A 7,939-nucleotide genomic window follows, 5' to 3' on the forward strand; every position below is an offset into this window, starting at 1 on the left:
CCTTTACGTACGGTCTCGGGCGACATTGATCCAGGTCAATTTTCTTCTGCGCCTGTTTGGTTAACTTAGCCCTATCGCAACAGAGCAAGTCCTGGAGGCCAGTCATGTTTTTCGACAACGTGGTGTTCGCCGGAGTGCTGACTGTCAGCCTCATGGTTATGTTTTTCGCAGGATTAGGACTTTTTATCTGGAAAGATTCGCACAAGCGCAAATCGTAGTTCTTTCCGGATGTAATGAGCACGCAAGGCATTTTGGGCAACTTAAGGTTGCCCTTTTTTTTGCCTGCAAAAATCTACCGGAATACGCCGACTTATGTGGCGTTTTGCGAGTTTTCGACGGGCAATAAAAAGGCGCGGCTCTTACGAGGCGCGCCTTTTTCGTTGTAGCRATGTATCAGCTGCCCAATGCCTTGGATGCCAGCCAGAACAAGCCGGCCGACAGGCCCACCGTCGCTGGGAGGGTCAGGACCCAGGCCAGCAGGATGGTTTTCACCGTGCCGCCTTGCAGGCCGCTTTTGTTCGCGACCATGGTGCCGGCCACGCCCGAGGACAGCACGTGAGTCGTCGATACCGGCAGGCTGAAGATGTTGGCCAGGCCGATCATGCACGCGGTGGTGATCTGCGCCGACATGCCTTGGGCGTAAGTCATGCCTTGCTTGCCGATCTTCTCGCCGATGGTCAGTACCACGCGCTTCCAGCCCACCATGGTGCCCAGGCCCAACGCCAGTGCTACCGCCAGAATCACCCAGAACGGAGCGTATTCGGTGGTAGTGGTCAGGTCTTTACGCAGTTTGTCCAGGTCAGCCTTTTCGCGGGCATTGAGGGTAGGCAACTTGGCGACTTTCTTTGCCGTGTCATCCAGGCAGAGCAGATAACGACGCACTTCGATGCGGCTTTCCGACGACAACGAGTGGTAGTCCGATACGCCTTTAAGGGTGCCAAGCAGGGCGGTGATGGTCGGTTCGGTCTGTTGCGGGTTGCAACGGAATTTCTCCGGCAGATCGCCTTCTATGCTTTTGCCCAGCGCCAGGTATTCACCCAGGGTGTCGGCGTTGCGCTTGTAGAACTGACTGAGGTGCAGGGTCGCATCGCGAGTCCGTTCGATCTGGTAGGTCGTGCTGTTCAGGTCCAGTACGAACTGCGCCGGCACGATACCGATCAGCACCAGCATGATCAGGCCGATACCTTTCTGGCCATCGTTGGAACCGTGCACGAAGCTCACGGCCATGGCCGAGATCACCAGGACCAGACGGTTCCAGAACGGTGGGTGCTTCTTGTCATCGAGCTGGCGGCGCTGGTCCGGTGTCTTGTGCATCTTGGACAGTGGACGCCACCATTTAAGGGCGATCAACACCAGTGCCGCGACAGCGAAGCCGGCCATTGGCGAGAACACCAGGGAGGCACCGATATCGATCGCCTTCTGCCAGTTCACGCCATCGGCCAACGGAATGTCGTTGATCAATGCGTTGGCCAGGCCGACACCGAGGATCGAACCGATCAGGGTGTGGGAGCTGGACGCCGGGATACCGAAGTACCAGGTACCAAGGTTCCAGGTGATGGCAGCAGCAAGCAGCGAGAACACCATGGCCAGTCCATGACCGGTGTTCACATTGATCAGCAGTTCTACCGGCAGCAGGTGGACGATGGCGTACGCCACGCCAACACCGCCCAGCAGCACGCCGAGGAAGTTGAACACACCGGAAAAGAACACTGCCAGATGAGGCGGCATGGCTTTGGTGTAGATAACAGTGGCCACCGCGTTTGCGGTGTCATGAAAGCCGTTGATGAACTCGAAGGCGAGGACAAAGGCCAGGGCGAGCAAGAGGCTCACAAGCACCCAAGCATCTAGTCCGCTGAATAAATCGATCATGAAGGTTTTCTGACCCGGTCGTAAGGGGGCGCGATTATGCCAGAAAAGACTGCTAATCAATGCACTTGCTGCTCATCGGTTACATTCTTCAACGAATTAGTTTGTGGCGATGGCCTATCTCCCAGCGTTTTACCGGGTTTTGCAAGTCATTGAGTTCATAGGGAAATGCCGAAACCGCAAGGCTTTCTCTCGTGAAGTCGAGAGGTTCAAACGCCCGTGGGAAATTTCTGAGAAGAGGGTCAGAAACAAGCCATTTGCCTCATCCAGTGTGGAGGTGGCCGCTGCCCGCTTGTAGCGGGCACGAAAAGCTTCATCGATGCAACCCGCTTTTAGCGGGAGCAGATGCAGACCCTTGAATGGATTTGGGTCCAGGCGGTCAAGGCCCTTCTGCTTTAAGTTCCTTTTCCATCTTCTGCAATTCCTGAGTGAATGCCTGATCCTGAACGGTGGCGCGTTTACGCCAGGGTTTGCGTTCCGGTTCGGGTTGGGCGGCGTAGGTGGTGACTTCCCCGCCGTAAACGTCCTTGTATCGTTGTTCCTGGCGCTCAAGTTCCGCGCGCAGTTCGTCTTTCGTCACAGTGCTACCTGTATGAGTTGAGATTAATTCTGGTGAAACGCGCTGCATCGAATCTATTGACCACACTCGCGGAAGGGACAATGCCAAAAGCATCGTTTTACGGCATGCGAACAATACTTCCATGTTGCAGGCGGCCACGGCACCAGAGAAAACAGCTGACGTAGCATCAGTTACCTGTTTCAGCGAGGGCATTGGCGGTGCATTGGAATGAGCGCCAAGCGCTTGCTGCGGACAGCGACGATAGAGTACCGGGCTGCCCAGTGGCGCAACCAGTACATAAAAACCGGGATGCCACTGAGGTGCATTATAGCGGTCGATTCGAAGAACACTATCATTTGAGAGTTAAAAGTAGTTCTTTGTGTGTGATGGTTTTGTTACTCGCAACTTTCAACGTTAATAAGGTGCCGATGATGTCACTTTGCAGTGATGACTTTCTGGCGCCATGAAGTCGATAAGTTAGGACGAAGACATGACTTTTCAAGTCCGTGATCGAACACGGTTAAAGCATTTGGAGTTCGGTGCGAAAACCAACGGCGAGTAGCTTGGGCTATGAATGGCACGGGTTGCGATTATCGCCCGGTGGTTCGATAATCGCCCGATCTCGGCGGTCCCTGCCTTGCGTGCCAAAGCAGGGGCCGCGTGTAATAACCGCTGATCCGCCTCGGAAAGGACCTGTCATGAACGATCAAATGCGCAACTCTTTCACTTCAGTCGCGCCGCCGATTGTCGCCTCACCTGCCAAGCGAATTCAGGCCCTGACCGGCGACCCCGATTTCATGACTTCCCTGGCTCGAGGCCTGGCGGTGGTGCAAGCGTTTCAAGAGCGCAAGCGGCATCTGACCATTGCCCAGATCAGTCATCGCACGGAAATTCCCCGCGCGGCCGTGCGACGTTGCCTGCATACCTTGATCAAACTCGGCTACGCGACCACCGACGGGCGGACCTATTCGCTACTGCCCAAAGTGTTGACCCTGGGCCATGCCTACGTGTCTTCGACGCCTCTGGCTGTGTCGGCCCAGCCGTATCTGGACCGCATGAGTGAGCAACTTCATGAGGCATGCAACATGGCCACGCTGGAAGGCGATGATATTTTGTACATCGCGCGTTCGGCAACCACCCAACGGCTGATCTCGGTCGACCTTTCGGTGGGCGGCCGGTTGCCGGCCTATTGCACTTCAATGGGCCGGATTCTTCTCGCCGCGCTGGATGACACGTCGCTGCGCGAATACCTCGATCACGCAGAGCTGCAAGCCAAGACCAGCCGCACCCTGCACACGCCCGAGGCGTTACTCGAATGCCTGCAAGAAGTGCGGCAACAAGGTTGGTGCATCGTTGATCAGGAACTGGAACAGGGCCTGCGTTCGATTGCCGTGCCGGTATACGACGCGYCTGGCCAGGTGGTGGCCGCCTTGAACGTCAGCACCCACGCCGGYCGTGTCAGTCGCAATGAGCTGGAACAGCGATTCCTGCCGGGACTGCTCAGCGCCAGCCGCGACCTCAGCTCGCAGCTCTTCGCCTAAGCCCCCAATCTAAGCCCTCTGTTTAAGATGTTCGATAAACGCACAGACTTGCGTTTATCGAATTGACGGTTTTTCCCCTGGATCATTACTGTCGCGGCAGCGCCAGCCCGAGCTGGCACCTGTCCGAATGTGTTGTTGTGTGGAATAAAAATAATGAACCAACCCCAATATGCTGTAGGTAACTGCCTCGACGTGCAGTCCTTCATCAATGCTCAACCCATTTCGCGCTATCAGTGGCGAGTGGTGATCTTGTGTTTCCTGATTGTCTTCCTTGATGGCCTCGATACCGCGGCCATGGGCTTTATTGCGCCTGCTTTGTCGCAGGATTGGGGCATCGACCGCGCCAGTCTCGGCCCGGTCATGAGTGCGGCGTTGATCGGCATGGTCTTCGGCGCACTGGGTTCCGGCCCGCTAGCGGACCGTTTCGGACGAAAAGTCGTGCTGGTCGGCGCGGTGTTGGTGTTCGGTGCCTTCAGTCTGGCGTCGGCCTACAGCACCAACGTTGATCAATTGCTTGTACTGCGTTTTCTCACCGGTCTGGGCCTTGGTGCCGGCATGCCGAACGCTACGACTTTGCTGTCGGAATATACCCCGGAGCGCAAAAAGTCCCTGTTGGTGACCAGCATGTTCTGCGGCTTCAACCTTGGCATGGCTGGCGGCGGGTTTATATCGGCCAAGCTGATCCCTGCTTTCGGCTGGCACAGCCTGTTGCTCATCGGCGGGATTCTGCCGTTGATCCTCGCCGTGGTCCTGCTGTTCTGGCTGCCGGAGTCGGCACGCTATCTGGTTGTTCGTAATCGCGGCACCGACAAAGTGCGCAAGACGCTGGCGCCCATCGACCCGATCGTTGTCGCTCAAGCGTCGAGCTTCAGCGTGCCGGAACAGAAAACCGTAAAAGCCCGCAACGTGCTCGCGGTGATCTTCTCGGGCACTTACAGCACCGGCACGTTATTGCTGTGGCTGACCTATTTCATGGGCCTGGTGATTGTGTACCTGCTGACCAGTTGGCTGCCGACGTTGATGCGTGACAGCGGCGCGAGCATGGAACAGGCAGCGTTCATTGGCGCACTGTTTCAGTTTGGCGGTGTGCTGAGTGCGGTGGGCGTTGGTTGGGCGATGGACCGGTTCAATCCGCACAAGGTCATCGGCATTTTCTACCTGCTGGCTGGGGTGTTTGCCTACGCAGTAGGGCAGAGCCTGGGCAACATCACGCTGTTGGCGACGTTGGTGCTGGTGGCGGGCATGTGCGTCAACGGTGCGCAATCGGCGATGCCATCGCTGGCGGCGCGGTTCTATCCGACCCAAGGGCGGGCGACTGGCGTGTCATGGATGCTCGGGRTTGGCCGTTTCGGCGCGATTCTCGGTGCGTGGATGGGCGCGACGTTGCTGGGGTTGGGCTGGAATTTCGAGCAAGTGCTGACGGCACTGGTGATTCCTGCGGCATTGGCGGCTACGGCAGTGGTTATCAAGGGCATGGTCAGTCATGCGGATGCGACTTGAGTACAGGCTTCTGATTCTTCGCTGAGCTTGCGGGCCTCATCGCGGGCAAGCCCGCTCCCACAGGTCGTTGCGCGATCCATGTGGGAGCGGGCTTGCCCGTGATGCTTTTTGGGGTCGGTAGCGTGACAACAATATGTTCGATAAACGAACACATAGTCGATTATCGGATTGTTTGGTGTTTTTCAGAGGCTTAATCTTTAGGAACTCCGGCGCGCGCATCGCGCCTTTTTCTTCCACTGTCGGTTCATAACAAAACGGGAGCCTGCCCCATGGCTGAAATCCTTTCGCTGCACGACGCGGTGAAGCAATTCGTAAACGACGGCGATACCGTCGCACTCGAAGGCTTTACCCATCTGATTCCTACGGCGGCGGGTCATGAAATCATTCGTCAGGGCAAGAAAGACCTGACGCTGGTACGCATGACCCCGGACCTGATCTACGACCAGTTGATCGGCGCCGGTTGTGCTCGCAAGTTGATTTTCTCCTGGGGCGGTAACCCGGGTGTGGGTTCGCTGCACCGTCTGCGTGACGCCGTCGAAAAGCAGTGGCCGCATCCACTGGAGATCGAAGAACACAGCCACGCCGACTTGGCCAACGCCTACGTCGCTGGCGCCTCCGGCCTACCGTTCGCAGTGCTGCGGGCCTACGCCGGTTCCGACCTGCCGAAGGTCAACCCACTGATCAAAACCGTCACCTGCCCGTTTACCGGTGAAGTGTTGGCCGCCGTGCCTTCGGTGCGTCCGGACATCACCGTGATTCACGCGCAGAAAGCCGACCGCAAAGGCAACGTGCTGTTGTGGGGCATTCTTGGTGTGCAGAAAGAAGCCGCACTGGCCGCCAAGCGTTGCATCGTCACCGTCGAAGAAATCGTCGACGATCTCAATGCACCGATGAACTCCTGTGTCCTTCCAACCTGGGCCTTGAGCGCGGTTTGCCTCGTCCCTGGCGGCGCGCATCCGTCCTACGCCCACGGTTACAACGAGCGTGATAACCGTTTCTACCAAGCCTGGGACCCGATTGCCCGCGACCGGGAAACCTTCACCGCGTGGATCAATGAATACATCCACGGCTGCGCTGACTTCAGCGAGTTCCAGGCCAAGCTGGCCGCTGCTTCGGAGGCCAAGTAATGACTTACACCACCAATGAAATGATGACCGTTGCCGCCGCTCGCCGTTTGAAGAACGGGTCGGTGTGCTTCGTCGGCATCGGCCTGCCATCGAAAGCGGCCAACCTGGCGCGTCTTACTTCCTCGCCAGACGTCGTCCTGATCTACGAATCGGGTCCGATCGGCGCCAAGCCAAGCGTATTGCCGCTGTCGATTGGTGACGGTGAGCTGGCGGAAACCGCCGACACCGTGGTCCCGACCGGTGAGATTTTTCGCTATTGGTTGCAGGGCGGGCGCATTGACGTCGGCTTCCTCGGCGCCGCGCAAGTCGACCGTTTCGGCAACATCAACACCACCGTGGTCGGCGATTACCATGCACCGAAGGTTCGTCTGCCAGGTGCCGGTGGCGCACCGGAGATTGCCGGTTCGGCCAAAAGCGTACTGATTATCCTCAAGCAGTCGGCGCGTTCGTTTGTCGATAAACTCGACTTCATTACCTCGGTCGGCCATGGCGAGGGCGGTGATTCGCGCAAGCGTCTCGGTCTGCCGGGCGCTGGTCCGGTGGGCATCATTACCGACCTGTGCATCATGGAACCGGAAGCCGGCACCCATGAATTTGTGGTTACCGCATTGCACCCAGGTGTGACCCGCGAGCAAGTGGTCGCCGCCACCGGTTGGGCGATTCGCTTCGCTGACACGGTTGAAAACACGGCTGAGCCGACTGAAGTCGAACTCACGGCTCTCAGGGATCTGGAAGCCCGCACCGCTGCCGCCCACGGCCAAGCACCCGGAGAAGCCTGATGCGTGACGTTTATATCTGCGACGCCATTCGCACGCCYATCGGCCGTTTCGGCGGCGGTCTGTCGGCGGTTCGCGCTGACGATCTGGCCGCTGTGCCGCTCAAGGCGCTGATGGAACGCAACCCGTCGGTGGACTGGACGGCTGTCGACGAGGTGTTCTTCGGCTGCGCCAACCAGGCTGGCGAAGACAACCGCAACGTCGCACGCATGGCGTTGCTGTTGGCCGGGCTGCCGGAAACCATTCCGGGCGTCACGCTCAATCGCCTCTGCGCCTCGGGTATGGATGCCATCGGCACCGCATTCCGCGCCATCGCCAGCGGCGAAATGGAGCTGACGATTGCCGGCGGTGTCGAGTCGATGTCCCGCGCGCCGTTCGTGATGGGCAAGGCTGATTCAGCGTTCTCGCGCAACATGAAGCTGGAAGACACCACCATCGGCTGGCGCTTCATCAACCCGTTGATGAAAGCGCAATACGGCGTGGATGCGATGCCGCAGACCGCTGACAACGTGGCCGACGATTACGAAGTGTCCCGTGAAGACCAGGACGCTTTCGCGCTGCGCAGCCAGC

Annotated in this window: 8 protein-coding genes; 6 read left to right on the forward strand and 2 right to left on the reverse strand. The window is 58.2% G+C overall.

All coding sequences use genetic code 11. The features are described from left to right. The first annotated feature begins 104 nt into the window (after window positions 1-104). Window positions 105-218, forward strand: coding sequence for a cytochrome c oxidase subunit CcoM (ccoM, locus tag AC1DRJ_RS15040; RefSeq protein ID WP_477791008.1), 114 nt, complete (start codon window positions 105-107; stop codon window positions 216-218). A gap of 175 nt (window positions 219-393) precedes the next feature. Here the strand turns inward: ccoM and AC1DRJ_RS15045 are convergent, their stop codons facing one another. Both AC1DRJ_RS15045 and AC1DRJ_RS15050 read right to left on the reverse strand, forming a co-directional pair. Continuing rightward, window positions 394-1,869, reverse strand: coding sequence for an inorganic phosphate transporter (locus tag AC1DRJ_RS15045; protein WP_477802860.1), 1,476 nt, complete (start codon window positions 1,867-1,869; stop codon window positions 394-396). A gap of 376 nt (window positions 1,870-2,245) precedes the next feature. Then, window positions 2,246-2,446, reverse strand: coding sequence for a hypothetical protein (locus AC1DRJ_RS15050; protein WP_477802861.1), 201 nt, complete (start codon window positions 2,444-2,446; stop codon window positions 2,246-2,248). Between the two features lie 677 nt (window positions 2,447-3,123). On the opposite strand from AC1DRJ_RS15050, the gene pcaR reads away from it, so the two are divergent. The 5 genes from pcaR to AC1DRJ_RS15075 form a co-directional block, all read left to right on the forward strand. After that, complete coding sequence (gene pcaR, locus AC1DRJ_RS15055) at window positions 3,124-3,966, forward strand: pca regulon transcriptional regulator PcaR (RefSeq protein WP_477802862.1); 843 nt, start codon at window positions 3,124-3,126, stop codon at window positions 3,964-3,966. Between the two features lie 153 nt (window positions 3,967-4,119). Beyond that, window positions 4,120-5,466 carry a 4-hydroxybenzoate transporter PcaK gene (gene pcaK / locus AC1DRJ_RS15060; protein WP_477802863.1) on the forward strand — a complete coding sequence of 449 codons (1,347 nt, stop codon included), beginning with the start codon at window positions 4,120-4,122 and terminating at the stop codon, window positions 5,464-5,466. Window positions 5,467-5,735: 269 nt separating this feature from the next. Then, the gene (locus tag AC1DRJ_RS15065; RefSeq protein WP_123433790.1) at window positions 5,736-6,593 is read left to right on the forward strand and encodes a CoA transferase subunit A; all 858 of its coding nucleotides are present in this window, start codon (window positions 5,736-5,738) and stop codon (window positions 6,591-6,593) included. Continuing rightward, on the forward strand, window positions 6,593-7,372 hold the full coding sequence (locus AC1DRJ_RS15070) for a CoA-transferase subunit beta (RefSeq protein WP_007947286.1): 780 nt from the start codon (window positions 6,593-6,595) through the stop codon (window positions 7,370-7,372). Before AC1DRJ_RS15065 ends, AC1DRJ_RS15070 begins: the two co-directional genes overlap by 1 nt. Next, window positions 7,369-7,939 (forward strand): thiolase family protein (locus tag AC1DRJ_RS15075; RefSeq protein ID WP_477802864.1); only part of this gene is annotated, 571 nt, incomplete at its 3' end. The genes AC1DRJ_RS15070 and AC1DRJ_RS15075, both read left to right, overlap by 4 nt.

It is taken from the genome of Pseudomonas sp. P5_B2 (assembly GCF_056400445.1).